This window comes from Sulfitobacter sp. 1A15258, assembly GCF_043557045.1.
GTDB lineage: Bacteria > Pseudomonadota > Alphaproteobacteria > Rhodobacterales > Rhodobacteraceae > Sulfitobacter > Sulfitobacter faviae.
Window position 1 is genome coordinate 127,737 of sequence record NZ_JBIFFK010000005.1, and the last position, 23,544, is coordinate 151,280.

Genomic DNA, 23,544 nt, shown 5'->3' on the forward strand with positions numbered 1-23,544 from the left:
CGCGGGGCAAGGGCTCTGCGCGGGAATGGGGGGCTTGTGCACAAAGTGGTTCAAGTGCCAGCCCACAAGGGGTAAAAGGCGCTGAACAGCCACCAAGCCGGAGCAACAGTCTGATGAGCGCCCCCAAACCTGTCGTATTGTGCATCCTTGACGGTTGGGGCCTCAGCGAGGTGCCTGAGGGCAACGCGCCCCTGCTGGCCAAGACGCCGAATTTCGACCGGATCATGCAAGCAGGACCAAAGGCGCAGTTGATCACCCACGGCCCCGACGTGGGCCTGCCGCGCGGGCAGATGGGCAATTCCGAGGTTGGGCACACCAATATCGGCGCGGGCCGGGTGGTGGCGATGGATCTGGGGCAGATCGATCTGGCCATCGAAGAGGGCAGCTTTGCCGAGAATGAGCGCCTGCAAGATTTCATCGCCAAGCTCAAGGAAACCGGCGGCACGGCGCATCTGATGGGCGTCGTCTCGGACGGGGGGGTGCATGGCCATCTCAGCCATATGATCGCCGCCGCCCGCGCGCTGGATGCGGCGGGGCTGCCGGTGGTGATCCATGCGGTGACCGATGGGCGCGACGTGGCGCCGTCCTCAGCCCTTGGCTATTTCGAGACGCTGGAGGCGGCGCTGCCCGAGGCCGTGAAGATCGTCACCGTGACGGGGCGCTATTTCGCGATGGACCGCGACAACCGTTGGGACCGGGTCGGCAAGGCTTCGGCGGCGATCCTGCATGGCGAAGGGGAGGGGTACTCCGATCCCCGCGCGGCGGTACAGGCGGCCTATGGGCGGGGCGAGACGGATGAATTCATCACCGCCAGCGTGATCGAGGGCTACGCGGGGGCGGCTTCTGGCGACGGGTTCTTCTGCCTCAACTTCCGCGCCGACCGCGCGCGGGAAATCATGGCGGCTTTGGGCGATCCGGGCTTTGACGCCTATGACACCGGCCCGCGCCCCGAATGGGCGGCGCTGATGGGCATGGCGGAATATTCCAAGGACCACGCCGCCTATATGACCACGATGTATCCCAAGCCGGACATCAAGAACACGCTGGGCGATTGGGTGGCGCAGCAGGGGCTGCGGCAGTTCCGGCTGGCCGAGACCGAGAAATATCCCCATGTGACCTTCTTCCTCAACGGCGGGGTTGAGACTCCGGCCACCGGGGAGGACCGCAACATGCCCAAATCGCCCAATGTGGCGACCTATGACATGCAGCCCGAGATGTCTTCCGCCGAGGTGACGGATCAATTCGTGCAGGCGATCGAGGCGGGTTATGACCTGATCGTGGTGAACTACGCCAACCCCGATATGGTCGGCCATACCGGCGATCTTGAGGCGGCGATTGCTGCTTGTGAGGCGGTGGATGCGGGGCTGGGCCGGGTGCTCAAGGCGCTGGAGGCCGCAGGCGGCGCGATGATCGTCACCGCGGATCACGGCAATTGCGAGATGATGATCGACCCAGAGACCGGCGGCGCGCATACGGCCCATACGCTCAACCCCGTGCCGGTGGTGGCGGTGGGCGCGCCCGAAGGGGCGGTGCTGCGCGACGGGCGGTTGGCCGATCTGGCGCCCACGGTGCTTGATTTGATGGGCCTGCCGCAGCCCGAAGAAATGACCGGGAAAAGCCTGCTTTCATGAAACATCTTGCCGCGGCTGTCCTTTTTGCCTGTCTGCCCCTGATGGCACAGGCGCAGGCCGATGAGGCCGCCGCGGAGGCCCGCGCGGCCGCAACCGCCTTGGAGGCGGCATCGGCGCGGTTGGACCAAGCCGATGGCGCGCGCGACCGGGTGAAGGCGCTGACCGAGACGATTCAGGCGTTTGAGGCAGGTCTCGCGGCGATGCGGGCTGGGCTGCGCCAGGCCGCGATCAACGAGGCGCAGCTCAGCCGCAAGCTACAGGCGCGCGAGGGTGAGGTGGCGCAGTTCTTAGGCGTCTTGCAAAGCATCGGCGGCGATCCCTCGCCCGTGGTGCTGCTGCACCCCGACGGCCCGATGGGCACCGCCCGCGCAGGCATGTTGCTGGCTGAATTGACGCCTGCGCTCAACGCCCGCGCCGATGCGCTGCGGCAGGATTACGAAGACATCAAGACCTTACGCGCATTGCAAACCGATGCGGCGCAGCGTCTGCAAGACGGGCTGACCGAGCTTCAGGCCGCGCGCACCGCGCTCAATCAGGCCATGGCCAACCGTACCGATCTGCCCATGCGCTTTACCGAGGACCCGGTGCGCACCGCGATCCTCATCGCCTCGACCGAGACGCTGGACGGCTTTGCCAGCGGCCTGTCCGAGATCACCACCGGCGCGGTTGAGCCTGCGCCGGTGAACCTTGACGGGCAGGTGGGCGATCTGCCCTTGCCCGCGCAGGGGCTGGTGATCCGCAAGGCTGGCGAGACGGATTCGGCGGGCGTAACGCGACCGGGCATGATCCTTGCCACCCGCCCGCGTGCCATCGTGACCAGCCCCTCGGCGGCGACGATCCGCTATGTTGGGCCGCTGCTTGATCTGGGCAATGTCGTGATCCTTGAGCCGCAGGTCGACACGCTTTTCGTGCTGGCGGGGCTCGATGTGGTTTACGGCCAAGCCGGGCAGGTGATTGCCGGTGGCACCCCCATCGGGTTGATGGGCGGGCCGGAAAGCGGCACAACTTCACAGATGTCACCAAATGGTGAAGCCACTGGCACTGACCGGACGGAAACGCTCTATATAGAAGTCAGGCAAGACAACACACCTCAGGATCCAGCAGACTGGTTCCGCACCGACAAGGATGGATAGCAGATGAAGAAATTCGTGATGGCAGCCGTTGCAGGCACGGTGGCGGGGGTGGTCGCCACCACTCAGATCGCCGGGCCGCTGCTGGCGCAAGAGGCCGAGAAGACGACCAATGTTTACGAACAGCTTGATCTTTTCGGTGATATTTTCGAACGCATCCGCGCCCAATATGTCGAAGATGTCGATCCCGGCGACCTGATCGAAGCCGCGATCAACGGCATGCTCACCTCGCTTGATCCGCATTCGTCCTACCTCTCGCCGAAAGACGCCGAGAAGATGCGCGAACAGACGCGCGGTGAGTTTGGCGGACTTGGCATCGAAGTCACCCAAGAGGAGGGTTTTGTCAAAGTCGTCTCGCCCATCGACGGCACGCCTGCCGCCGAAGCGGGGATCGAAGCGGGGGATTTCATCACCCATGTCGATGGTGAAAGCCTGCTGGGGCTTGGCCTCGATGACGCGGTCGAGATGATGCGCGGGCCGGTGGGGTCCGAGATCCTGATCACCGTAGTGCGGGAAGGGGAGCCTGAGCCCTTTGATGTCTCCATCGTGCGCGACACGATCCAATTGACCGCTGTGCGGGCCCGCACTGTGGGCGATACCGCCGTGCTGCGCCTGACCACCTTCAATGAGCAGACCTATCCGAAGATGAAGGAAGGGCTCGAGCAGCAGATCGAAGAGGCGGGCGGCATCGAGAACCTTAACGGCATCGTCATCGACATGCGCAACAATCCCGGTGGTCTGCTCAATCAGGCGATTGCCGTGTCGGATGCCTTTCTTGAGGAAGGCGAGATCGTCAGTACCCGGGGCCGGGATATCGAAGACGGTGACCGGGTGAACGCCACGCCGGGTGATCTGGCAATGGGCAAGCCGATCGTCGTGCTAATCAACGGCGGTTCGGCCTCGGCTTCCGAGATTGTCGCCGGCGCTTTGCAGGACCACCGCCGCGCCATCGTCATCGGCACCAAGAGCTTTGGCAAAGGCTCGGTCCAGACCGTGATGCCGTTGCGCGGGGACGGGGCCATGCGCCTGACCACGGCGCGCTATTACACGCCCTCGGGCCGGTCGATCCAAGCGCTTGGCGTATCGCCCGATATCGTCGTGGCCCAGCCTCCGGTCACGCCAGAGACCGAGGAAGACGACGACGCATTGTCGGCACGCCCCCTCCGCTCCGAAGCCGATCTGCGGGGCCGGTTGAACAATGACAGCCTGACCGACGATCAGATCAAACAGATCGAAGACGACCGCGAAAAGGCCCGCAAAGCGGCAGAGCTGCGCGAAGAGGATTACCAACTGGCCTATGCCATCGACATCCTCAAAGGTCTGTCGGCTCTGGGTCCGAACGAGTGATCTCTTTCACATAGATGCACAAAGCCCCGCTGGAGACAGCGGGGCTTTTTGTTGGGCGCAGCCCTGCGGGACGGCGTTTCGCTTATTCCGTCTCGCGGCAATGCCGCCGAAAGGCGCGTTTCAGCATGTCGAGTTCGGCGCGCAGCAGGTCCATCTCAGCCCGTATGTCATCGCCGAGCGCTTCATCCGCGATCAGGGTCACATGACCCAAGAGCGCCCCGCCGGCCATTTCGGTGATGACGAGGGTCTGGACCCCATCGGCAATCGCCTCTGCCGGGACCGGGAAGGAGATATGCCAGCGCCCCCCGGACCCTTCGGTCTCCAGCGTAACTTCCGCTATGTCCTTGCCTTCATGGGTCACGTTGATCTGCGGCGTGTCTGCGCCCTCTTCGGCGGTCAGCACGCCGTGCCAGACGCCTTGGCGCAGCACGGTTTTTGTGAGGTCATATCGGCTCATCACGGGGTCCTAGATCTGGGCGCGGGGGGAGCGGGAAAAAGTGAGGTCGCGCAGCACGACTTGGTTCATCTCCGGCCCTTCAAAGATCAGGTCGACCCATGCCGCCTCGATCCGCTTCTCGTTGAGCTTGCTATAGGCCAGATCGAATTCGACGCTAATGCTTTCCTGACCGATAGGCAGTTCGCGGACGATCTGTTCGGTGTTCGGCCCGTGGCGGATGTTGAGCCGGGCAAAGATCTCTAGCGGGTGCTCCAATTCCACAATCGTGTCCATGCGGAACAGGTGGCGGCGTTTCAATCCGGTGATGGACTGGGTCGGCAGATCGACCACCAGCGACAGGAATGACCCGTCGAATTTGAACACGTCGAGTTGCAGGCCAAAGGGGGCTAGGTCGGCCTCGCGCAGGTTGCGCGATTGGCGCAGGGTCAGTTCCGACTGCGCGCAATCGTGGAACAGGGTCACCTCTTCGCCCAGTTTGGATTTGGTCGCGACCGAGGACAGCCCCGGCGTGGCAAGCGGGCCGCGCCACAACTCGGGCCGCCATGCCCAATCGGCGTTATGTGGTTTCGGGAAGCCGCTGGCCCCGATGGCAGGCAGGGCAAGGCGGTCTTCGGCGCGGTGGATCAGCCGGTTTAGTTCGGCACGCAGCAGCCGGGCGCGGCTGCGTTGGCGGCGCAGGGTGGCAAGGTCAGCCGTGGCCGCTTTGCGGGCCGCAACCGCCCAGCGTTGCAGCGCGCGGGCAAAGAGCTTGCCCTCAAGATAACCGCTGCGGAAGTTGACCATGGACCTGCGCCTCTCGTTTGCTCGCAGTCTATGCAAGGCGGGGATTTCGTTCAAATGAATAGCCCCCGTGATTGTTTCCGGCCCCGGGCAGTGTTGCCGATTTGGAAACAAAGGCCGGTCAGCTGCCGGGGGCGGCGGGCGTTGCGCTTTTGCTGCGGCTTTGCTGGATCAGCTCTGCCACCAGCGCGCGGCCCTCTTCGGAAATGGCGCGGCTTTGCGGCGCGCCGTAGAGGGTGACGCTGGCCACATGGCCGCCGATCCGCGCCATGCCGCGCCAGTGGCGGGGCGACATGCCTTCGGCGGGCGCCGGCCCTTGGGCGACAAAGATCGACGCGCCCTCGACGCTACCGGCCTCTTGCAACTGGCTCAGCCCTGCCGCTTCGGCCACCTGTTGCGGCGTGGGCAGGGGCGCGTCGGCCTCGGCTTCGATCAGCGCGAGGGTGAGAATGCCGCGCGGCGCGGCGCTGACCACACCAGGCAAGCCAAGCGCATCGCAACGCGCCATCAGCGCAAAGCGACGTTTGAGGCTTTTGGGGTCGATGCAATAGCCTTGCGGCGGCACAACCTGCACCGCGCCCCCGGCCAAAGCGGTTTGCAGGAGCGGTTTCTCGGGCGTGGCGGGCCTGCCGCCAAAGGAAAAACCCTGACCGCCTTCGCAGGCGGACAGGGTGAGCATCGCAAGCGCCGCAATCGGGCTTTTAGAGGTCCATGTAATCATGGGTCTCCGCCTTGGCGCCGGGATGTGTTACCGCGCCAAGGTAGGTGGGGCCGACGAGTTTCGCGTATTTCCACAGCGCGCCGCTTTCGTAGTTGGTGGCACGCGGGCCAGCCCAAGCCTTGCGGCGCTCGGCCAGCTCCTCGTCCGACAGATCCACGGTGATGCTGCCCTTGACCGCGTCGAGGGTGATCATGTCGCCGTTCTTCAGCAGCGCGATCGGGCCGCCATGCGCCGCTTCGGGGCCGACGTGGCCAACGCAGAAACCGCGGGTCGCGCCGGAGAAGCGCCCGTCGGTGATCAGCGCCACCTTCTTGCCCATGCCCTGACCCGAGAGCGCCGCCGTTGTCGCCAGCATCTCGCGCATGCCGGGGCCGCCCGCGGGGCCTTCGTTGCGGATCACGAAGACATCGCCTTCCTTATAGGCGCGGTTCTGCACCGCCTCGAAGGCGTCCTGTTCGCATTCGAACACCAGCGCCGGCCCGGTGAAGACGATGTCTTCCTCGGCCATGCCCGCGATTTTCACGATGGCGCCTTCAGGGGCGAGGTTGCCTTTCAGGCCCACGACGCCGCCGGTCTTGCTGATCGGGGTGGCGACCGAGTGGATCACCTTGCCGTCGGCCTCGCGGTCGATGCGGTCCAGTTCTTCGCCGATGGAGCGACCGGTGGCGGTCAGACAGTCGGTGTGCAGCAGGCCCGCCTTGCGCAGCTCCTTCATCACCACCGGCACGCCGCCCGCGTCATAGAGGTCTTTGGCCACATAGGCGCCGCCCGGTTTCATGTCGACGAAGTACGGCGTGTCGCGGAAGATTTCGCAAACGTCTTCGAGGAAGAAGTCGATCCCGGCCTCATGGGCCATCGCCGGAAGGTGCAGGCCCGCGTTGGTCGACCCGCCGGTGCAGGCCACGATGCGCGCGGCGTTCTCGAAGGCTTCGCGGGTGCAGATGTCGCGCGCGCGGATGTTCTTCTCGATCAGGTTCATCACCGCAGCGCCCGAGGCCTCGGCATAGGCGTCGCGGCTTTCGTAGGGCGCGGGCATGCCCGAGGAGTTCGGCAGCGCGAGGCCGATGGCTTCGGAGACGCAGGCCATGGTGTTGGCGGTGAACTGGCCGCCGCAGGCCCCGGCAGAGGGGCAAGCGACGCGCTCGAGCACGTCGAGTGCTGCCTGCGACATGGAGCCGTTCTGGAAGCGGCCCACGGCCTCGAACATGTCCTGCACGGTCAGGTCGCGGGTGGCGAAATCTTCCGGCACATCGGCGCCCGCAGGCGCCTTGCCCGGCAGGATCGACCCGCCGTAGAGGAAGACCGACGGCACGTTCAGCCGCAACATCGCCATCATCATCCCCGGCAGCGACTTGTCGCAGCCCGCCAGCCCGACAATGGCGTCATAGCAATGGCCGCGCATGGTCAGTTCCACCGTGTCGGCAATCGCCTCACGCGAGGCCAGCGAGGAGCGCATGCCCTCATGCCCCATGGCGATGCCGTCTGTGACGGTGATGGTGGTGAACTCGCGCGGGGTGCCCTGTTCGGAATGCACGCCGACCTTCACCGCCTGCGCCTGACGGTTCAGCGCGATGTTGCAGGGGGCAGCTTCGTTCCAGCAGGTGGCGACGCCCACCAGCGGCTGGTGAATCTCTTCTTCGGTCATGCCCATGGCATAGTAGTAGGACCGGTGCGGCGCGCGGGCCGGGCCTTCGGTCACATGGCGGCTGGGCAGCCGGGATTTGTCGAAGCGGGGCGTGGTGGACATCGGTGGGCTCCTTGAAACGTCGTGAATGGAATAGTCGGGCGGCGGCTATGCTGCAAGGCTTTGGCGCGTATGAGGCGGGGGAACTGTTGTATTGCAGCGTGTTAGGGCATAGGTTCTGACCTTCTGGCGCGGTCGGTTGGACCGGCCCGGTAAGCGTGAAGGCCCGGCATATGCTCTGCAAGCACCACCTCCGATTTGAACGGCGCCGCTGATGAACTGGCGGCCCGATTACAGCGCCCACGCGGCCTTTGTCGCGCCCGCGCGCAGCACCTCGGCACTGTGGCGGTTTTTTCTGGGGCTGTTCGTGGCGGTGGTGGCCTATGTCGCGCTGAACGAGCTTTACTTTCAAACGGTCTATGGGTTGGCGGGATCGGCGGCCCCGTCGCTGCATGGCGATCTTCTGAAAGGGGCCACGCCGCAGGCGATGTATCTGCTGCTGTTCAGCTTTGGCACCATGGCGATGGCCGTCGCCGTGACCGTGCGGATCGTGCACCGGCGCAGCGCGGGGAGCCTTTTTGGCCTGCCGGGGCGGCTCTGGCCCAGTTTTCGCGCGGTTTCCGGGGCGATGTTGCTGCTGGGCGTTGCGCTTGCGGTCCTGCCGCCGTGGAGCATGGGCGGTGAGTTGACGCCGAACCTGCCCCTAAGCCGTTGGTTGCTGCTTCTGCCGCTGTCGCTGCTGGCCGTGCTGGTGCAGGTCAGCGCCGAAGAGATCGTCTTTCGCGGCTATGTGCAGCAGCAACTCGCGGCGCGGTTCAACGCGCCGCTGATCTGGATGGTGCTGCCGTCGGCGCTGTTCGCAGCGGGGCACTACCTGCCTGCCGAGGCGGGGGAAAACGCGCTGATGGTGGCGCTTTGGGCTGGGGTTTTCGGTATCCTGATGGCGGACCTCACCGCGCGCTCCGGCTCGCTTGGGCCTGCCATCGCGGTGCATCTGTGGAACAACGTCTCGGCCATTCTCATTGTCTCTCTGCCGGATGATCTTTCGGGGCTGGCGCTCTATCTTACGCCCTTTTCGATGGATGACGCGGCGGCGTTGCGCTCATGGTTGCCGGTTGATTTCGCCTTGATGCTGGTCTCATGGCTGGCGGCGCGGCTGGCGATACGCCGCTGATTGCAATTTCCCCATGCGGGGATTATCTGGGACGGAACCACAGCAGAGGCCTGCCAATGAACTGGATCACGAACTACGTCCGCCCGCGAATCAACTCGATCTTCTCGCGCCGCGAGACGCCGGACAATCTGTGGACCAAGTGCAACGAATGCGGCACCATGCTGTTTCACCGCGAATTGGCGGACAATCTGAACGTCTGTACCAACTGCGGCCATCACATGCACATCAGCCCCCGCGCGCGCTTCAAAGCGCTGTTCGACGGTGGCATCTTTACCGAGGTGAAGGTCCCGGCGCCCACGCCCGACCCGCTGCATTTCAAAGACCAGAAGCGCTATCCCGACCGGATGAAGGCCGCGCAAAAGCAGACCGGTGAGCATGAGGCGATGCTGGTCGTGACCGGCGATATTGGTCGCACGCCGATCGTCGCCTGCGCGCAGGACTTCTCTTTCATGGGCGGCTCCATGGGCATGTATGTTGGCAATGCGATCATTGCCGCCGCGGAGGAAGCCGTGAAGCTGAAGCGCCCGCTGGTGCTGTTCTCCGCCGCCGGTGGCGCGCGCATGCAGGAGGGCATCCTGAGCCTGATGCAGATGCCGCGCACCACCGTCGCCGTGCAAATGCTGAAAGAGGCGGGGCTTCCTTACATCGTCGTGCTGACCCATCCCACCACCGGGGGCGTCACCGCGTCCTACGCAATGCTGGGCGATGTGCAGATCGCCGAGCCGAACGCGCTGATCTGTTTTGCCGGGCCGCGCGTGATCGAACAGACCATCCGTGAGAAACTGCCCGAAGGGTTCCAGCGGGCGGAATATCTGCTCGACCACGGGATGCTTGACCGGGTGACCAAGCGGACCGAGATGCGCGATGAGCTGATCACCATCATCCGTATGCTGATGGGCCTGCCGCCTGCCGTGCGCGGTGATCTGCCCGCCCCGGAAGAGGCCGAGGTGGCCGAGGCCGCTGCCGCCGTTCAGGCAGCGGCGGACCTGCCCGCCGACACGCCAGAGAAAAAATGAGCACGCCGTCATCCGACGTCATCCTTGAACGGATGATGGCGCTGCATCCCAAGATCATCGATCTTACGCTCGACCGGATGTGGCGGCTGCTGGCGGCTTTGGGCAATCCGCAAAACGACCTGCCGCCGGTGATCCATATTGCGGGCACCAATGGCAAAGGCTCGACCCAAGCGATGATCCGCGCAGGCCTGGAGGCTGCGGGCAAAACGGTGCACGCTTATACCTCGCCGCATTTGGCGCGGTTTCATGAGCGCATCCGGGTCGCGGGGGCGTTGATCTCGGAGCCCGACCTCGCTGCCGTGCTGGACGAATGCTATGCCGCTAATGGCGGCGAAGAGATCACCTATTTTGAGATCACGACCTGCGCCGCGATCCTCGCCTTTTCCCGGGTGCCTGCCGATTACACGCTTCTTGAGGTGGGGCTTGGCGGACGGCTTGATGCGACGAATGTGGTCGATCCCGCCCTGACCGTGATCACCCCGGTGTCGGTCGATCATCAGCAATATCTGGGCGAAACACTGGCCGAGATCGCAGGGGAAAAGGCGGGTATCATCAAGCGGCTTGTCTCTTGCGTGGTCGGCCCGCAGGAAGAGCCTGCGCTTGAGGTGATCGAAGACCGCGCTGCGAAACTTGGCGCACCGCTCTTGGCCTATGGTCAGCAGTGGCATGTCGCACCCGAAGCCGGGCGCATGGTCTATCAGGATGAGCGCGGCCTGCTTGATCTGCCGCGTCCCAATCTGCCCGGCGACCACCAGATCATGAACGCCGGGGCCGCGTTGGCCGCGCTGCGCCAACTTGGCGTCGATGCAGAGGCCTGTGAGGCTGCTGTAACGCAGGCGCAATGGCCCGCGCGGATGCAGCGGCTGTCAGATGGGCCGCTTGCCCGGATGGCGCCCGAAGGCGAGTTGTGGCTTGATGGCGGTCATAACCCGGCGGCGGGGTCGGCATTGGCGGCCACACTGGCCACCCTGCCGAAGCGCCCCACGCATCTGATATGCGGCATGTTGAACACCAAGGACATCGCCGGATACCTGCGCCCGTTGGCGGCAGAGGCGGCTAGCCTCACCGCCGTGTCGATCCCCGGCGAGGCGGCGACCCTGCCTGCCGAGGCGACAGCGAAGGTGGCGCGCGATGTAGGGTTCGAGACCGCCGAGGCCGAGACCGTCACCGCGGCGCTCAAGACGATCATCGCCCGCGAACCCCATGCGCGTGTGCTGATCTGCGGCTCGCTCTACCTTGCCGGTAGCGTGTTGCGTGAAAACGTCTGATTAACCATATTTGGGTGTACCGCTGCTGCGAGGTGCAGATGTGGTATATCTTGGTCCATGGAAGTCTCCCCTTTCGAATTTGACCGAGGTGTCCCCATGCGCAATTTCAGCCGGTCCGCGCGTCACGATCAGGACGATGCACGGAAATATCAATTTATCTTCATGGCCGTAGGTCTCGCCATTATCGCGGGCGGCCTGTGGTGGCTTTATGAGGTCGAACGGCCCTACCACCCTTTCCTGCAGGGCAATGACCTGCATATGCAGCCGGTCAGTGATTCCTGATCGGTTGGCCGGGGGCGTTCAGCGCCCCCAGTCTTCCCCCTGCATCTCCCGCAGGCGGGAGGCTGTACGCTCAAATTCGAAAGTGCCTTCACCTTCGAGATAGAGCATTTCCGGGGCGGCGGCGGCGGAACAGATCAGCCGCACCTTCGCCTCATAAAGCGCGTCGATCAGGGTGACGAAACGCTTCGCCTCGTTAAAATTCGACCGGCCAAGGGTGGGGATGTTGTCCAGCAGCAGCACGCGCACAGCCTGCGCCAGCGCGAGGTAATCCGCCGCGCCCAAGGGCTGGCCGCAAAGCGCGTGAAAACCGGCGCGGGCCATGCCGTTGTGATATCGCGGAATGGTCACTTCGCGGCCCTTGACGTGTAGGGTCAGCGGTTCGCCCTCGGCCCCTGCAAGATCGTCCCAGACCGCGTCCATCGCGGCGCGGCTTTCGGCGTTGACGGGGGTGAAATAGACCTGCGACCCTGCCAGCCGGTCTTGGCGGTAATCGGTCGGGCTGGCCAGTTCATGGACCACCATCCGCTCTTTGATGAGGTCGATGAAGGGCACGAAAACCTCGCGGTTGATGCCGTTTTTGTAGAGGTCATCGGGCAGGCGGTTCGAGGTGGTGACCACCACGACGCCCGCGGCGAAGAGTGCTTCGAACAGGCGGCCTACGATCATCGCGTCGGTGATGTCGGTGATCTGCATTTCGTCGAAGGCGAGCAGGCGGACGCTTTCCGCCACGTCGCGGGCCACGGGCGCAATGGCGTCATCCACGCCGGTCTTGCGGACCTCATGCATGGCGTTGTGGATTTCCTGCATGAAGGCGTGGAAATGCACGCGCCGCGCAGGCACGTCTGGCAGATGCGCCACGAACATGTCCATCAGCATGGACTTGCCGCGCCCGACACCACCCCAGAGGTACAGACCCTTAGGCGGCTCGGGGGCTTTGCGGAAAAAGCTTTTCTTCGGCGGGTTGGTCAGCGCATCGCGGATGCGGTCGAACTCGGCCATGACGGTTTCTTGGGCCGGGTCGGCCTGTAGTTTGCCCTCGGCGACAAGCCGGGCGTAGGTTTCGCGCATGTTGCTCATGGCGGGAGAGATAGCGTGCTGGTGGGGGAGAGGAAAGGTGGTCTTGTGAGAGTGCCAGCGCCTGCCCGCGGGTCGGCGATCAGACGGTATGGCGTTGCCGCTTTATGGCTCAACCATGATGTTTGTTCGCAAGTTCGTACCCAGCCTCGCCCAATCGCCTACCCGAGGGCGGGCAGGCGATGGCCCGGCGCCTACGGCTTGATTCCGGGCCAGGTGGCAGTCGCGACTGTTACCAGTCCGCCGGCCCCTTCTCGGCAAACTCATGCACCAGAAAGTCGATGAACGCCCGCACTTTGGGCTGGGTGAACCGGCCCGGCGGATAGACGGCATAGATGCCCTGCGTCTCCAGCGGCAGGTCGGGGATCGCGTCCTCGACCAGACCTTTCTCCATCGCCTCGGCGTAGAGGAAGCTTGGCAGATAGGCGATGCCCAGCCCCGAGATCGCGGCGTTCAAAAGGCTCTGCCCGTCATTGACCGAAAGCCAACCGGCGGTGCGCACCTGCCGTTTCTCGCCCGAGGGGGCGGTCAGTTTCCACACGTTGCCTGACGACTGGTTCGAGTAATGCAGCAGCTTGTGATTGTTCAGGTCGTCGATCTTTTCCGGCCGCCCGTATTGCTCGAAATACTTCGGGCTGGCGATCATGCGTTTGGTGGTCTCGGTCAATTTGCGCGCGCGCAGGGTGCTGTCTTCCAGCTCCCCGATCCGCACGGCCATGTCGAAGCCTTCCGAGATCAGCTCGACGTAGCGGTTGTTTAGCACCATGTTCACGGTGATATCGGGAAAATCCTGCAGGAATTCCGACAGGGCGGGCGAGAGATGGTTCACCCCAAAGTCCGTCGCGACCGAGATCCGCAGCAGCCCCGAAGGCGCCGATTGCATCGAGGTGACCAAGGCATCGGCCTCGCCCGCGTCGTTCAGCACGCGACGGGCGCGGTCGTAGTAAGCAAGGCCAATCTCGGTGGGCGAGACGCGGCGGGTGGTGCGGTTCAGCAATCGTGCGCCCAAGCGCGCCTCAAGCGAGGAGACATGCTTTGAAACGGCGGATTTCGAGATCCCCATCTTCTTGGCAGCATCTGTAAAGCCGCCTTGATCCACCACAGTGGCAAACGCTTCCATTTCCGTAAGGCGGTCCATTGCCTGTCCCTTCGCATTGATCTTGTTGGGGTCAGGTATGGGCGGCAATTCGGGCAGGATCGGGGCGGAGGCAAGACAGTCCCGTGGTCTTTGCGGGGATCGTTCATGGCATGGAAACGGCAGAACAATCCGTTTCCCCGCCTGTCACAGCCAGCGCAGCCATTTCAGCACGGCCAGCATGATGGCGGCGAGGCCGACCATGGCAAGGCAAAGGATCGCGAAGGCGCGCGGATCATCCACGCCCGGCATCCCGCCCACGTTCACGCCGAAAAGCCCCGTCAGGAACCCTAGCGGCAAGAAGACCGCGGCGGCGATGGACAGCATGTAGCTGTGCCGCGCCTGTCGCTGCGCGACCTGGTTGTCGTGTTCGTCCTGCACCGTGACGATGCGTTCCTGTAGGGCGTCCAATTCCTCGACCACGATGGCGGTCCGGTTGGCCAGTTCGCGCAGCTTCATCGCGTCCACGTCCGGCACCAGCGGCAGGTCCAGCGTGGCCAGCCGCTCCAGCGCGTGGCGCTGCGGGGCGAGGTAGCGCTCCAGCCGGATCGCGCTGCGGCGGGTCACCGGCAGTTCCTTCGGCGGCGGTGTGCTGTGGTCTTCTAGATCGGCCTCGTAGAAGGCCGTCCGATCCGCCAGCCGCGCCACTTCGACCTGCACCCGCGCGGTCAGCCGAGACACCAGCGCCTCGACAAAGGCCGAAGGCCGGGGTGGCGCGTTGTTCTCGGCAGCCAGCGCGCGCAGCTCATCTATGGCAAAGACCCGGCGCATCCGCACGGTGATCACCACCGCATCCGTCACCCACATCCGGACCGAAACCATTTGGTCGGCCTGTTGACCTTCGTTGAGGTTGATGCCGCGCAGGTTCAGGATCAGCCCGTCGTCATATTCGTCACAGCGCGGGCGGGTTTCGGGCTGTAGCAATGCGCCCGCCGGGATCTCGGGCAGGTGTTTGGCCAGCCACGGCGCCAGCGCCGGATCGGCCATGTCGTAGTGCCACCAGCGGTAGCGCCCCGGCCCGGTGAGGTTGTCGTCGGAGGGCACCTGCGCGGTGCCGTCCTCATAGATGTCGAAGACGCAGAGGGGCATGGAGACCTTGGACCGTTTTGGCAATCCTGCGGCGATCTAGGGCGGGGCGCAAGGGGGCCAAGCGCCCGCCCGTCACTTACAGCCCGGCGGCCAGACGTGTGCCTTGGTTGATGGCACGTTTCGCGTCCAGTTCCGCCGCCACATCCGCGCCGCCGATCACGTGGCAGGTCTGCCCCCGCGCCTCCAGTGCATCGGCGAGGCTGCGCTCGGACAATTGCCCGGCGCAGAGCACGATGGTGTCGGCCTCGATCACCGTGGGGTTCTCGCGCGCTTCGCCAAAGGAGATATGCAGGCCCGCGTCGTCGATCTGCTCGTAGTTCACCCCCGCAATCATCTTCACGTCGCGCATGGTGAGCGAGGCGCGGTGAATCCAGCCCGTGGTCTTGCCCAAACCCTTACCGGGCTTGCTCGTCTTGCGTTGCAGCATGGTGATCTGGCGCGCGGGCGCCGGGGGCTGCGGGCCTTCTGGGGCGAGGCCGCTGCGGTGTTCGCCCGGATCCGTGACGCCCCATTCGCGCATCCATTCGGGCAGGTTCATCGTGCTGCTCTCGCCATCGTGGACCAGATGCTCCGACACGTCGAAGCCGATGCCGCCCGCGCCGATCACGGCGACCCGATGGCCGACCTTCGCGCTGCCGTTCAGCACGTCGATGTAGCTCACCACGTTGTCGCGTTTCTGGCCGGGAATCTCCGGGTCGCGCGGCACGACGCCGGTGGCGATGATGACCTCGTCGAAGCCTGAAAGCGCCTCGCTCGTGGCTTCGGTCTCAAGCTGCACGGTCACGCCGTGCACGTCCAGCATGGTGCGGTACCAGTCGACGAGGCCCCAGAACTCCTCCTTGCCGGCTACCTGTTTGGCGAGGTTGAGTTGCCCGCCGATCTCGCTTGCGCGGTCCATGAGCGTCACCTTGTGGCCGCGCTCCGCCGCCGTGATGGCCGCCGAGAGACCGGCGGGCCCCGCGCCGACAACGGCAATTGTTTTCGGGCTTGCGGCGGGTTCGATCCGCAATTCCGTCTCGTAGCAGGCGCGCGGGTTCACGAGGCAGGTGGAGATCTTGCCGCCGAAGGTATGGTCGAGGCAGGCTTGGTTGCAGGCGATACAGGGGGCGATGCGCTCGGTCTGACCGGCCTTGGCCTTGGCGAGGAAATCGGCATCTGCCAGCATTGGACGCGCGAGGCTGACCATGTCGGCGCAGCCCTCCGCCAGCACCTCTTCGGCCACTTGCGGCGTGTTGATCCGGTTCGAGGTGATCAGAGGGATACCCACCTTGCCCATCAGCTTTTTCGTGACCCATGCAAAGGCCGCGCGCGGCACCGAGGTGGCGATCGTGGGGATGCGCGCCTCGTGCCAGCCGATGCCGGTGTTAATGATATTTGCACCCGCCTTCTCGACCTCTTGCGCCAGTTGCACGACCTCTTCGAAGGTCGAGCCGTTGGGCACGAGGTCGATCATCGACAGGCGGTAGATCAGGATGAAATCCTCGCCCACCGTTTCGCGCACGCGGCGCACGACCTCTAGCGGCAGGCGCATGCGGTTTTCGTAAGACCCGCCCCAGCGGTCTTCGCGCTTGTTGGTGTGGGTGACGAGGAACTGATTCAGGAAATACCCCTCCGACCCCATGATCTCGACCCCGTCATAGCCCGCCTCGCGGGCGCGCAGGGCGCAGGCGGCGATGTCACTGATCTGTTTCTCGATGCCTTCCTCGTCCAACTCCTTGGGCGCGAACATCGAGATCGGGGATTTCACCGCGCTCGGGGCCACGCATTCCGGGGTGAAAGCATAGCGGCCCGCGTGCAGGATCTGCATGGCGATCTTGCCGCCCGCCTCATGCACCCGCTGGGTGATGATGCTGTGGTTGTCCACGTCCTTCTGGCTGACCATCATCGCCGCGCCATGGGCCACGGCGCCCTCGCGGTTCGGCCCGATGCCGCCCGTGACCATCAGCCCCACGTCGCCCCGCGCCCGTGCCGCATAGAACTCCGCCACGCGGTTCCAGTCGCCTGTCTCCTCCAACCCGGTGTGCATCGAGCCCATCAGCAGCCGGTTCTTCAGCGTAGTGAAACCAAGGTCGAGCGGGGCAAGCAGGTGGGGATAGTCGGACATGGCTTTACCTTTCTGGGTGGGCTGGGTCACTGTGACACCATCGGAAACGGCAGGGCAAGTCACGCGAAACGCCGCGTCATCTGCCCGGCTCACGGCAGGTCAAGACGGGGTGCGGGATGGCGCGGGCAGAGGTGGCGTTGCGTGATGCGGTGATGGCGGATCATGATGCTTTGGGGCGGGTGATGTTCGACGCGATCCACCATGGGACAAGCGCCTATAGCGCGGCGGAGCGTGCCGCGTGGCTCCCTGCTCCACTACGGGGGCCGCAGTGGACGGCCAAGTTGGGCAGGCAGCAGGTGGTGCTGGCCGAACGGGCGGGGCAGGTGATCGGTTTCATGACGCGGGAGCGGGGCTATATCGATCTGGCCTTCATCGCCGCGGCGGCGCAGGGGCAGGGTGTCTTTCGCGCGCTTTATGAGCGGGTCGAACAGGCAGCGGTCGCCGCAGGCGAGAGCCGGTTGCACACCGATGCCAGCGTGATGGCGCGGGCCGCCTTTGAGGCTATGGGCTTTCGTGTTATCGCGACAGAGCGCATCGCACGGTCGGGTGAATATCTGGACCGCTTTGAAATGGAGAAGATACTGACATGACCCCCGAAGAGATTGCCAAACTGCCCTACCGCCCTTGCGTCGGCGTGATGCTGGTGAATGCCGAGGGCGAGGTCTTTGTCGGCCAGCGGCGCGACCGGGATCAGGACGCTTGGCAGATGCCCCAAGGCGGGGTTGACAAGGGCGAGGCCGCCCGCGATGCGGCCCTGCGCGAGTTGGAGGAGGAAACCGGCATCCCCAGCAATCTGGTGCGGATTGAAGCCGAGACGACAAGCTGGCTGCCCTATGATCTGCCCCATGAACTGGTGCCCAACATCTGGAAGGGCCGCTACCGGGGGCAGGAACAGAAGTGGTTCCTCATGCGTTTTCTGGGGCAGGACGATCAGGTCAACATCCAGACGGCTGAGCCTGAATTCTCGGAATGGCGCTGGATGCCCGCAGATCAACTGGTCGCGCATATCGTGCCGTTCAAACGCGCGGTCTATGCGGCGGTTCTTGAAGAGTTTGAGGAGAAGTTATGACACGGATCATCGCCTGCGCTCTCGCCACTTTGGCCCCGCTGCCCGCGCTTGCGCTCAGTTGCCTGCCCCATTCGGTTGAGGCGACTTATCAACGCGCGGCCAAGGCCGAGGAAAGTTATGTCGTGGTGCAGGGGCGTCTGACCTTTGACGCCAGCGCCCTGCCGAAGGGTGGCACCATCGGGATCAACCCACCCGAAGAGACGCCGATCCGGGCGCAGATCAGCGGCAAGGCGCTATCCGAAGGGGGCTTTGACGTGCCCTTTGACCAGCCCTTGACGCTCAACGTTCAGTGTTTCGGCCCTTGGTGCGGCTCCGCCGAAGAGGGGGATGTTCTGGCCTTCCTCGAACGCAAACCGGATGGGGCCTATGCGCTGGAAAGCAACCCCTGCGGGGGCGACCTCTTCGGCTCTCCGAAGCCTGCCATGGTCGATAAAGTAATCGCCTGTTTCCAAGGGGCGGAGTGCACGCCGGTTCGATGATCCGGCGGCGGTCCTATGCCTCGATAAGCGGCACTTGCGGTGCCGCATCGCGCGGCAGCAGCCCTGTGAGACGCGGATCGTCGTCGATCTCGACCTGACGGCGCACCGGGATGAAGCCTGACCGCACATAAAAGCCAAGCGCCTGTGGGCTGTCGTTGGTGCAGGTATGCAGATGCAGCCGGGTGATTGGCTTTTCCCATGCCAGCGTGATCGCTTGGTTGATCAGATACCGCCCCGAACCGCTGCCGATCAGCGCAGAGGTCAGCCCGAAATAGGCCAGCTCGCAGCTGCCATCTTCGGGGAAGTTCAACTCAAGCAGCGCCTCGTCCTTGCCATCGCGGGTCAGCGTATAAAAGTCCCGCGCCGGGTCTTGCAGCAGCGCAGAGAGGGCCGCGCCCTCCAGTTTGAGCCGCCCGTACCAGAGCCAATCCATCCCGACACGCCGGAAAATGTCCCGAAACCAGTCGGGCGTCGGTGTGACCTTCCGAAAGGTGACACCCTCGGGCAGGGGCACCTCCCGCAAGCTGGGTTTGGCGTCCATCTCAAGGTGGGTTACCACCACAGCCAGTTTGCCGGGCGGAACATCGTGAAAACCGTTTTCGATCATGCTCAGACCAGCCCTTCGGCCTTGAACAGTGCCATGATGTCGGTCTGGGGGCGGGGGCCGATGTGACGGATCACTTCGCCCGCGCAGATGTTGCCCATGCGGCCACAGGTCTCCAGATCGCGGCCCGTGGCAAGACCATAAAGGAAGCCCGCCGCGAATTGATCGCCCGCGCCCGTGGCATCCACCGGCACGACCTTTTCGACCGGCACGTCGACCCGTTCCGCACCCCGGACCAGCGTGACCCCGTCGCCCGAGCGGGTGCAGACCACCAGCGGGCAAATCTCAGCGGTTTTGGCCAGTGCGGCTTCGGTGTCGTCGGTTTCCCAAAGGGCGCGAATCTCGGCCTCATTGCCGATGACATAGCCCAGATCGTTTTCGATCAGCGCAAGGAAGTCATCGCGGTGGCGCTCCACGCAGAAGGGGTCGGAAATGGCGATGCCTGCCATGCCGCCGCCCGCCGTCGCCGCCCGCGCCGCCTCGCGAAAGGCGGTTTTGCCGGCGTCATGGTCAAAGAGGTAGCCCTCAAGGAACATCAGCTTGGCCTTCTCCGTCACCGCCTGCGGCACGTCAGCCGAGGTCAGCCCGGTCGAAATGCCGAGGTATGTGTTCAGCGACCGTTCCCCATCCGGGGTGACGAAGATCATGCAACGCGAGGTCGGGTTCTCTCCCTCCGCCACGGGGGCGTTGACAAAATCGATGCCGATATCGGTCATCGCTTTGGCATAGAACTGGCCCAGTTCATCATCGCGCACCCGCCCGATAAAGGCGGTCTTGAGGCCCAGCGCGCCCGCGCCCGCGACGGTATTGGCGACCGAGCCACCCGGCGTCTGCACCCGGTCTTGCATTGCGGCATAGAGGTCTTCGGCGCGGTCACGCTCGATCAACTGCATGATGCCTTTCTCGATACCGTTGTCGGCAAGGAAACTGTCATCGGCATGGGAGATCACGTCGACGACGGCGTTGCCGATGCCAACCACTTCGTATTGGGTCATTCTGTCTTGTCCTCGTATTGGCACAGGTCACGGATGATGCAGGTGCGGCACAGGGGTTTGCGGGCTTTGCAGTGATAGCGGCCATGCAGGATAAGCCAGTGATGGGCATGGCGCTGGAAATCGGCGGGAATGTTGTCTTCGATGGCGCGCTCTACCGCGTCGACCGTCTTGCCCGGTGCGATGCCAGTGCGGTTGCCGACGCGGAAGATATGCGTGTCCACCGCCTGCGCAGGCTGGCCCCACCACATATTGAGCACCACATTCGCGGTCTTGCGCCCCACCCCCGGCAGCGATTGCAGCGCGGCGCGGGAATTGGGCACCTCGCCGTCGTAATCGTCGACAAGGATTTGGCTCAGCTTGATGACGTTCTTGGCCTTCTGACGGTAGAGGCCGATGGTCTTGATATGGTCGATCAGCCCTTCAAGCCCCAGATCGAGCATCTTTTGCGGCGTGTCGGCGATCTTGAACAGCTCGCGCGTTGCCTTATTGACGCCCGCGTCGGTCGATTGCGCGCTCAGCGCCACGGCGACGACAAGCGTATAGACATTCACATGCTCCAACTCGCCCTCGGGCTCAGGCTCTGCCTGTTGGAAGCGGGCGAAGATCTCGCGGATGGTATGATAATCAAGTTGGCGGGCCATGGCTCAGGGTATGCGATGAATGGCGCGGCAGGGCAAGCGGGGGCGGGGCGTGGGGTGCGATGGCGCAAGAAACGGGTCGCACGGGGGCAAGGGCGCGGCTAATCTGGTGGCATGACACAGATCGCACAGCTCTCTCCCGCGCCCGAAGATCAGGGGTACCACTATCAGGTGATGCGCCGCGCCATCGCCCTGATTGACGAGGCCGAAGACCCCAAGCAATTGGATTGGATCGCGGGCGAGATGGGCATGTCCGCCGCGCATTTCCAGCGGCTGTTCTCACGCTGGGTGGGGGTCTCGCCGAAGCGATACCAGCAGTATCTGATGCTGGATCAGGCCAAGGTCATGCTGCGCGATCGTTTCACCACGCTGGCGGCGGCGCATGAATTGGGGCTGTCGGGCAGCGGACGGTTGCATGACCTTTTCCTGCGCTGGGAGGCGATGAGCCCCGGTGAGTTTGCCCGCAAGGGCGCGGGGCTGACGATCTACTGGGGTTGGTTTGACAGCCCCTTCGGCCCGACACTGGTGATGGGCACCGACAAGGGCATCTGCGGGCTCGCCCTGTCGTCGGAAGTGGGGGAGGATGCGGCGATGGCGGATCTTTGTGGCCGCTGGCCGCTCGCCGATTTCGTGGAGGCCCCCGCGCGGTTGCAGGCATGGGTCGACGCGGCCTTTGGGAGACGGAAGGAGCCCGAGGCGAAGGCGCCGCTCTACCTCATCGGTGCGCCCTTTCAGATCAAGGTCTGGGAGGCGCTGCTGAGCATCCCTTCGGGGCAGGTGACCACCTATTCCGAAATCGCACAGAGCATCGGCAGCCCCCGTGCCGTGCGTGCCGTGGGCACAGCAGTAGGGCGCAATCCGGTGAGTTGGCTGATCCCCTGTCACCGGGCGCTGCGCAAAAGCGGGGGCTTGGGCGGCTACCACTGGGGGCTGCCGGTGAAACGCGCAATGCTCGCCTTCGAGGCGGCACGGGCAGAGGCGCAAACAGCCCCCTCTGGGCGGGTTTCTGCCGAATAGCGGTTATATGTAATGTTTTTGGGAACTTTGCGTGCCTATATTGCGTTCACGTCAAGATGCCCCGCCCGAACGGGGCCGCAAACATGAAGGCAGTAGACATGATTTCTTCGAAGATGACTTTGGCCGCCGCTCTGGCCGGCGCGATGACACTGGGTGCCTGTACGCAGCCGATGCAGCCGGGCAATGGCGATCCCAACCAACGGACCAAGAATGGCGCTTTGATCGGTGCGGGCGTCGGGGCCCTTGCCGGTGCGATTTCCGAAGGTGACGGCAAAGGCGCGCTGAAAGGCGCTTTGATCGGCGGCACGATTGGCGCGGGCGTCGGCTATTCGCTCGATAAGCAAGAGGCCGAGCTGCGCGCCGCGATGGACAGCCGTGTGGTGATCACCAACACCGGCGACCGTCTGATCGTGACACTGCCGCAAGACATCCTCTTTGCGACCGACAGCACCAGCGTATCGCCCGCCCTGCGTGACGATCTGGCCGCGCTGGCGCAGAACGTGAACATCTATCAGAACTCCACCCTGCAAGTCGTGGGCCACACCGACAGCGATGGCGAAGCGGCCTATAACCAGCAGCTTTCCGAGCGTCGCGCGCAGGCCGTGGGCAACATCCTTCTGTCCAACGGTGTGCCGCAGCAGCGTTTGCAGACATTCGGCCGTGGCGAAAGCCAGCCTGTGGCAAGCAACCTGAGCGCCGCTGGCAAAGCGCAGAACCGCCGGGTCGAGATCGTGATCCTGCCCAACGCGCGCTAAACGGCAGGTTGAAAGTGACAGAGAACCCCGGCCAGTGGCCGGGGTTTTTTGTTGGTCTAGAGGTTGTCCTCGACCCTGAAACCCTTGGGGATGGCATCGCGGCCTTCGAGCAGAAGATCGGTCATGACCTCTGCCACTTTGGGGGCCATGCCGAAGCCGATTTTGAAGCCGCCGTTGGCGATGTAATGCCCCGGTCTGCCCGGCCACGGGCCCAGCATCGGCGCGCGGCTACGGCTGCGCGGACGCAGCCCGGCCCAGCGTTCGACGACCGGCGCGTATTGCAATGCGGCCACCGCCGCGCGGGCCTTGGCGATCACCGCGTCGAGCTGTGCATCGGTGCTGTCGGGGCTGTCATATTCTCGCTCAGTGGTGCCGCCCACAGCCACCGTGCCATCCAGATGCGGGATCACATGGACCCCATCGGCAAAAAGCTGCGCTGCGCCGCCCCGGTCCAACCGCAAGAGCGCGGCCTGCCCTTTGATGCCCGCGCCAACCAAACGCGGATGGCCCGCATTCAGCGCCTCCAGCCCCGCAACCCCAGTGGCCCAGAGGGTCAGACCCATATCGGGGGCCTCGGCCACGATCTCAACGCCTTTGGCCGCCAGCGCTGCGACCAGTGCCGCGCAGGCGTGGCGCGGGTGGACGAGGGCGCTTAGCGTGTCGCGGATCAGCCAGCCGGTGGGGCTCTGCGGGGCCCAATCGCGGCTCTCGGCGCGGATCAACTCCCACCGGGCGCGGCCTTGCCAAAGCGCGGCTGCCGTGTCCTGCCGTTGCCGCGCCAGCGCGAGGGCCGCGTCATCCGCGACCGGCTGCAACCGCCCGCTGCGGATATAACCGGGCGCGCGACCGCCCGCAGCCTCGACCTCGGCCCAGAAGGCTTCGGCGCTGAGCAGGCTCTCAAGCTGAAAGGCTTTCTTGGCGTTCCAATTCTCTGGCACATGCGGCGCCAGCGCGCCCACGATCCCGCCCGAAGCCCCCGCCGCCGGTCCTGCCGGATCGACCACACGGACCACCGCCCCGCGCCGGACGCAGGCCCAAGCCACCGACAGGCCAAAAATCCCGGCCCCTCTTACGGTTACATCCACCATTGCCATT

The 23,544-nt window shown here is 64.5% G+C and carries 24 protein-coding genes; 12 read left to right on the plus strand and 12 right to left on the minus strand.

Features of this window, described 5'->3' with window-relative positions:
* Positions 1–113 precede the first annotated feature (113 nt).
* Genes gpmI through ACGYK9_RS12195 form a run of 3 tightly spaced genes read left to right on the plus strand, consistent with a single transcriptional unit; the run spans position 114 to position 4,108 of the window.
* The gene (gpmI, locus tag ACGYK9_RS12185) at positions 114–1,631 is read left to right on the plus strand and encodes a 2,3-bisphosphoglycerate-independent phosphoglycerate mutase (protein WP_394410986.1); all 1,518 of its coding nucleotides are present in this window, start codon (positions 114–116) and stop codon (positions 1,629–1,631) included.
* On the plus strand, positions 1,628–2,764 hold the full coding sequence (locus ACGYK9_RS12190; protein ID WP_209216699.1) for a murein hydrolase activator EnvC: 1,137 nt from the start codon (positions 1,628–1,630) through the stop codon (positions 2,762–2,764). Before gpmI ends, ACGYK9_RS12190 begins: the two co-directional genes overlap by 4 nt.
* A 3-nt stretch (positions 2,765–2,767) precedes the next feature.
* Positions 2,768–4,108: a S41 family peptidase gene (locus tag ACGYK9_RS12195; RefSeq protein ID WP_067268037.1), complete on the plus strand. Its 1,341-nt coding sequence runs from the start codon at positions 2,768–2,770 to the stop codon at positions 4,106–4,108.
* Between the two features lie 82 nt (positions 4,109–4,190).
* Here the strand turns inward: ACGYK9_RS12195 and ACGYK9_RS12200 are convergent, their stop codons facing one another.
* The 4 genes from ACGYK9_RS12200 to ilvD all read right to left on the minus strand — a co-directional run bounded on the left by ACGYK9_RS12200 (position 4,191) and on the right by ilvD (position 7,813).
* The gene (locus tag ACGYK9_RS12200) at positions 4,191–4,565 is read right to left on the minus strand and encodes a hypothetical protein (RefSeq protein ID WP_394410990.1); all 375 of its coding nucleotides are present in this window, start codon (positions 4,563–4,565) and stop codon (positions 4,191–4,193) included.
* Positions 4,566–4,574: 9 nt separating this feature from the next.
* Entirely contained in the window at positions 4,575–5,348 is a 774-nt protein-coding gene (locus ACGYK9_RS12205) for a DUF6478 family protein (protein ID WP_394410993.1), read from the minus strand.
* Between the two features lie 118 nt (positions 5,349–5,466).
* Positions 5,467–6,066, minus strand: a complete 600-nt coding sequence (locus ACGYK9_RS12210; protein ID WP_394410996.1) for a hypothetical protein — start codon at positions 6,064–6,066, stop codon at positions 5,467–5,469.
* Entirely contained in the window at positions 6,047–7,813 is a 1,767-nt protein-coding gene (gene ilvD / locus ACGYK9_RS12215; RefSeq protein ID WP_394410999.1) for a dihydroxy-acid dehydratase, read from the minus strand. Before ilvD ends, ACGYK9_RS12210 begins: the two co-directional genes overlap by 20 nt.
* A gap of 211 nt (positions 7,814–8,024) precedes the next feature.
* Here ilvD and ACGYK9_RS12220 point away from each other — a divergent pair, with 211 nt between their 5' ends.
* The 4 genes from ACGYK9_RS12220 (at position 8,025) to ACGYK9_RS12235 (ending at position 11,490) form a co-directional block, all read left to right on the plus strand.
* Positions 8,025–8,924, plus strand: a complete 900-nt coding sequence (locus ACGYK9_RS12220) for a CPBP family intramembrane glutamic endopeptidase (protein ID WP_394411002.1) — start codon at positions 8,025–8,027, stop codon at positions 8,922–8,924.
* A 56-nt stretch (positions 8,925–8,980) separates the two neighbouring features.
* Positions 8,981–9,940, plus strand: a complete 960-nt coding sequence (gene accD, locus ACGYK9_RS12225) for an acetyl-CoA carboxylase, carboxyltransferase subunit beta (protein ID WP_394411005.1) — start codon at positions 8,981–8,983, stop codon at positions 9,938–9,940.
* Complete coding sequence (locus tag ACGYK9_RS12230) at positions 9,937–11,208, plus strand: bifunctional folylpolyglutamate synthase/dihydrofolate synthase (RefSeq protein WP_394411008.1); 1,272 nt, start codon at positions 9,937–9,939, stop codon at positions 11,206–11,208. The genes accD and ACGYK9_RS12230 overlap by 4 nt, the downstream gene beginning before the upstream one ends.
* Positions 11,209–11,304: 96 nt before the next feature.
* On the plus strand, positions 11,305–11,490 hold the full coding sequence (locus tag ACGYK9_RS12235; protein WP_394411011.1) for a hypothetical protein: 186 nt from the start codon (positions 11,305–11,307) through the stop codon (positions 11,488–11,490).
* Between the two features lie 18 nt (positions 11,491–11,508).
* On the opposite strand, the gene zapE is transcribed toward ACGYK9_RS12235, so the two are convergent.
* The 4 genes from zapE to ACGYK9_RS12255 form a co-directional block, all read right to left on the minus strand.
* Positions 11,509–12,567, minus strand: a complete 1,059-nt coding sequence (gene zapE, locus ACGYK9_RS12240) for a cell division protein ZapE (protein ID WP_394411014.1) — start codon at positions 12,565–12,567, stop codon at positions 11,509–11,511.
* Positions 12,568–12,796: 229 nt separating this feature from the next.
* Positions 12,797–13,702, minus strand: a complete 906-nt coding sequence (locus ACGYK9_RS12245; RefSeq protein WP_067261147.1) for a LysR family transcriptional regulator — start codon at positions 13,700–13,702, stop codon at positions 12,797–12,799.
* Positions 13,703–13,846: 144 nt separating this feature from the next.
* Positions 13,847–14,788: a zinc transporter ZntB gene (locus tag ACGYK9_RS12250; protein ID WP_394411017.1), complete on the minus strand. Its 942-nt coding sequence runs from the start codon at positions 14,786–14,788 to the stop codon at positions 13,847–13,849.
* A gap of 76 nt (positions 14,789–14,864) precedes the next feature.
* A complete protein-coding gene (locus tag ACGYK9_RS12255) occupies positions 14,865–16,892 on the minus strand; it encodes an FAD-dependent oxidoreductase (protein ID WP_394411020.1) in 2,028 nt (675 codons plus the stop codon).
* Between the two features lie 116 nt (positions 16,893–17,008).
* Between ACGYK9_RS12255 and ACGYK9_RS12260 the strand changes: the two genes are divergently transcribed.
* From ACGYK9_RS12260 to ACGYK9_RS12270, 3 genes are read left to right on the plus strand one after another with little or no spacing between them, the layout of a single operon-like run.
* Positions 17,009–17,482 (plus strand): GNAT family N-acetyltransferase, encoded by a 474-nt coding sequence (locus tag ACGYK9_RS12260; protein ID WP_394411023.1) that lies wholly within the window; start codon positions 17,009–17,011, stop codon positions 17,480–17,482.
* Positions 17,479–17,961 (plus strand): RNA pyrophosphohydrolase, encoded by a 483-nt coding sequence (locus tag ACGYK9_RS12265; protein WP_322328814.1) that lies wholly within the window; start codon positions 17,479–17,481, stop codon positions 17,959–17,961. Before ACGYK9_RS12260 ends, ACGYK9_RS12265 begins: the two co-directional genes overlap by 4 nt.
* Complete coding sequence (locus ACGYK9_RS12270; protein ID WP_067261152.1) at positions 17,958–18,440, plus strand: hypothetical protein; 483 nt, start codon at positions 17,958–17,960, stop codon at positions 18,438–18,440. The genes ACGYK9_RS12265 and ACGYK9_RS12270 overlap by 4 nt, the downstream gene beginning before the upstream one ends.
* A gap of 13 nt (positions 18,441–18,453) precedes the next feature.
* Here ACGYK9_RS12270 and ACGYK9_RS12275 read toward each other — a convergent pair whose 3' ends face one another.
* The 3 genes from ACGYK9_RS12275 to nth are packed head-to-tail and all read right to left on the minus strand — an operon-like array spanning position 18,454 to position 20,680.
* Entirely contained in the window at positions 18,454–19,047 is a 594-nt protein-coding gene (locus tag ACGYK9_RS12275; protein ID WP_394411028.1) for a GNAT family N-acetyltransferase, read from the minus strand.
* A 2-nt stretch (positions 19,048–19,049) separates the two neighbouring features.
* Positions 19,050–20,039, minus strand: coding sequence for an adenosine kinase (locus tag ACGYK9_RS12280; protein ID WP_394411031.1), 990 nt, complete (start codon positions 20,037–20,039; stop codon positions 19,050–19,052).
* Entirely contained in the window at positions 20,036–20,680 is a 645-nt protein-coding gene (gene nth / locus ACGYK9_RS12285; RefSeq protein WP_209216671.1) for an endonuclease III, read from the minus strand. The genes ACGYK9_RS12280 and nth overlap by 4 nt, the downstream gene beginning before the upstream one ends.
* 111 nt (positions 20,681–20,791) lie before the next feature.
* On the opposite strand from nth, the gene ACGYK9_RS12290 reads away from it, so the two are divergent.
* Together ACGYK9_RS12290 and ACGYK9_RS12295 are read left to right on the plus strand one after the other, a co-directional pair.
* Positions 20,792–21,694 carry a methylated-DNA--[protein]-cysteine S-methyltransferase gene (locus ACGYK9_RS12290; protein WP_394411034.1) on the plus strand — a complete coding sequence of 301 codons (903 nt, stop codon included), beginning with the start codon at positions 20,792–20,794 and terminating at the stop codon, positions 21,692–21,694.
* Positions 21,695–21,792: 98 nt separating this feature from the next.
* Positions 21,793–22,449: an OmpA family protein gene (locus ACGYK9_RS12295; protein ID WP_067265672.1), complete on the plus strand. Its 657-nt coding sequence runs from the start codon at positions 21,793–21,795 to the stop codon at positions 22,447–22,449.
* A 56-nt stretch (positions 22,450–22,505) separates the two neighbouring features.
* Here the strand turns inward: ACGYK9_RS12295 and ACGYK9_RS12300 are convergent, their stop codons facing one another.
* Entirely contained in the window at positions 22,506–23,543 is a 1,038-nt protein-coding gene (locus tag ACGYK9_RS12300) for an NAD(P)/FAD-dependent oxidoreductase (protein WP_394411037.1), read from the minus strand.
* Position 23,544: the final 1 nt, after the last annotated feature.

Coding starts and splice junctions, on each gene's coding strand:
- ACGYK9_RS12300 (WP_394411037.1), bottom strand. CDS start 23,543: ATGGCAATGGTGGATGTAACCGTAAGAGGGGCCGGGATTTTTGGCCTG.
- nth (WP_209216671.1), bottom strand. CDS start 20,680: ATGGCCCGCCAACTTGATTATCATACCATCCGCGAGATCTTCGCCCGC.
- ACGYK9_RS12250 (WP_394411017.1), bottom strand. CDS start 14,788: ATGCCCCTCTGCGTCTTCGACATCTATGAGGACGGCACCGCGCAGGTG.
- ilvD (WP_394410999.1), bottom strand. CDS start 7,813: ATGTCCACCACGCCCCGCTTCGACAAATCCCGGCTGCCCAGCCGCCAT.
- ACGYK9_RS12275 (WP_394411028.1), bottom strand. CDS start 19,047: ATGATCGAAAACGGTTTTCACGATGTTCCGCCCGGCAAACTGGCTGTG.
- ACGYK9_RS12290 (WP_394411034.1), top strand. CDS start 20,792: ATGACACAGATCGCACAGCTCTCTCCCGCGCCCGAAGATCAGGGGTAC.
- ACGYK9_RS12210 (WP_394410996.1), bottom strand. CDS start 6,066: ATGATTACATGGACCTCTAAAAGCCCGATTGCGGCGCTTGCGATGCTC.
- ACGYK9_RS12295 (WP_067265672.1), top strand. CDS start 21,793: ATGATTTCTTCGAAGATGACTTTGGCCGCCGCTCTGGCCGGCGCGATG.
- zapE (WP_394411014.1), bottom strand. CDS start 12,567: ATGAGCAACATGCGCGAAACCTACGCCCGGCTTGTCGCCGAGGGCAAA.
- ACGYK9_RS12235 (WP_394411011.1), top strand. CDS start 11,305: ATGCGCAATTTCAGCCGGTCCGCGCGTCACGATCAGGACGATGCACGG.
- ACGYK9_RS12270 (WP_067261152.1), top strand. CDS start 17,958: ATGACACGGATCATCGCCTGCGCTCTCGCCACTTTGGCCCCGCTGCCC.
- gpmI (WP_394410986.1), top strand. CDS start 114: ATGAGCGCCCCCAAACCTGTCGTATTGTGCATCCTTGACGGTTGGGGC.
- ACGYK9_RS12280 (WP_394411031.1), bottom strand. CDS start 20,039: ATGACCCAATACGAAGTGGTTGGCATCGGCAACGCCGTCGTCGACGTG.
- ACGYK9_RS12195 (WP_067268037.1), top strand. CDS start 2,768: ATGAAGAAATTCGTGATGGCAGCCGTTGCAGGCACGGTGGCGGGGGTG.
- accD (WP_394411005.1), top strand. CDS start 8,981: ATGAACTGGATCACGAACTACGTCCGCCCGCGAATCAACTCGATCTTC.
- ACGYK9_RS12245 (WP_067261147.1), bottom strand. CDS start 13,702: ATGGACCGCCTTACGGAAATGGAAGCGTTTGCCACTGTGGTGGATCAA.
- ACGYK9_RS12230 (WP_394411008.1), top strand. CDS start 9,937: ATGAGCACGCCGTCATCCGACGTCATCCTTGAACGGATGATGGCGCTG.
- ACGYK9_RS12220 (WP_394411002.1), top strand. CDS start 8,025: ATGAACTGGCGGCCCGATTACAGCGCCCACGCGGCCTTTGTCGCGCCC.
- ACGYK9_RS12265 (WP_322328814.1), top strand. CDS start 17,479: ATGACCCCCGAAGAGATTGCCAAACTGCCCTACCGCCCTTGCGTCGGC.
- ACGYK9_RS12205 (WP_394410993.1), bottom strand. CDS start 5,348: ATGGTCAACTTCCGCAGCGGTTATCTTGAGGGCAAGCTCTTTGCCCGC.
- ACGYK9_RS12200 (WP_394410990.1), bottom strand. CDS start 4,565: ATGAGCCGATATGACCTCACAAAAACCGTGCTGCGCCAAGGCGTCTGG.
- ACGYK9_RS12260 (WP_394411023.1), top strand. CDS start 17,009: ATGGCGCGGGCAGAGGTGGCGTTGCGTGATGCGGTGATGGCGGATCAT.
- ACGYK9_RS12190 (WP_209216699.1), top strand. CDS start 1,628: ATGAAACATCTTGCCGCGGCTGTCCTTTTTGCCTGTCTGCCCCTGATG.
- ACGYK9_RS12255 (WP_394411020.1), bottom strand. CDS start 16,892: ATGTCCGACTATCCCCACCTGCTTGCCCCGCTCGACCTTGGTTTCACT.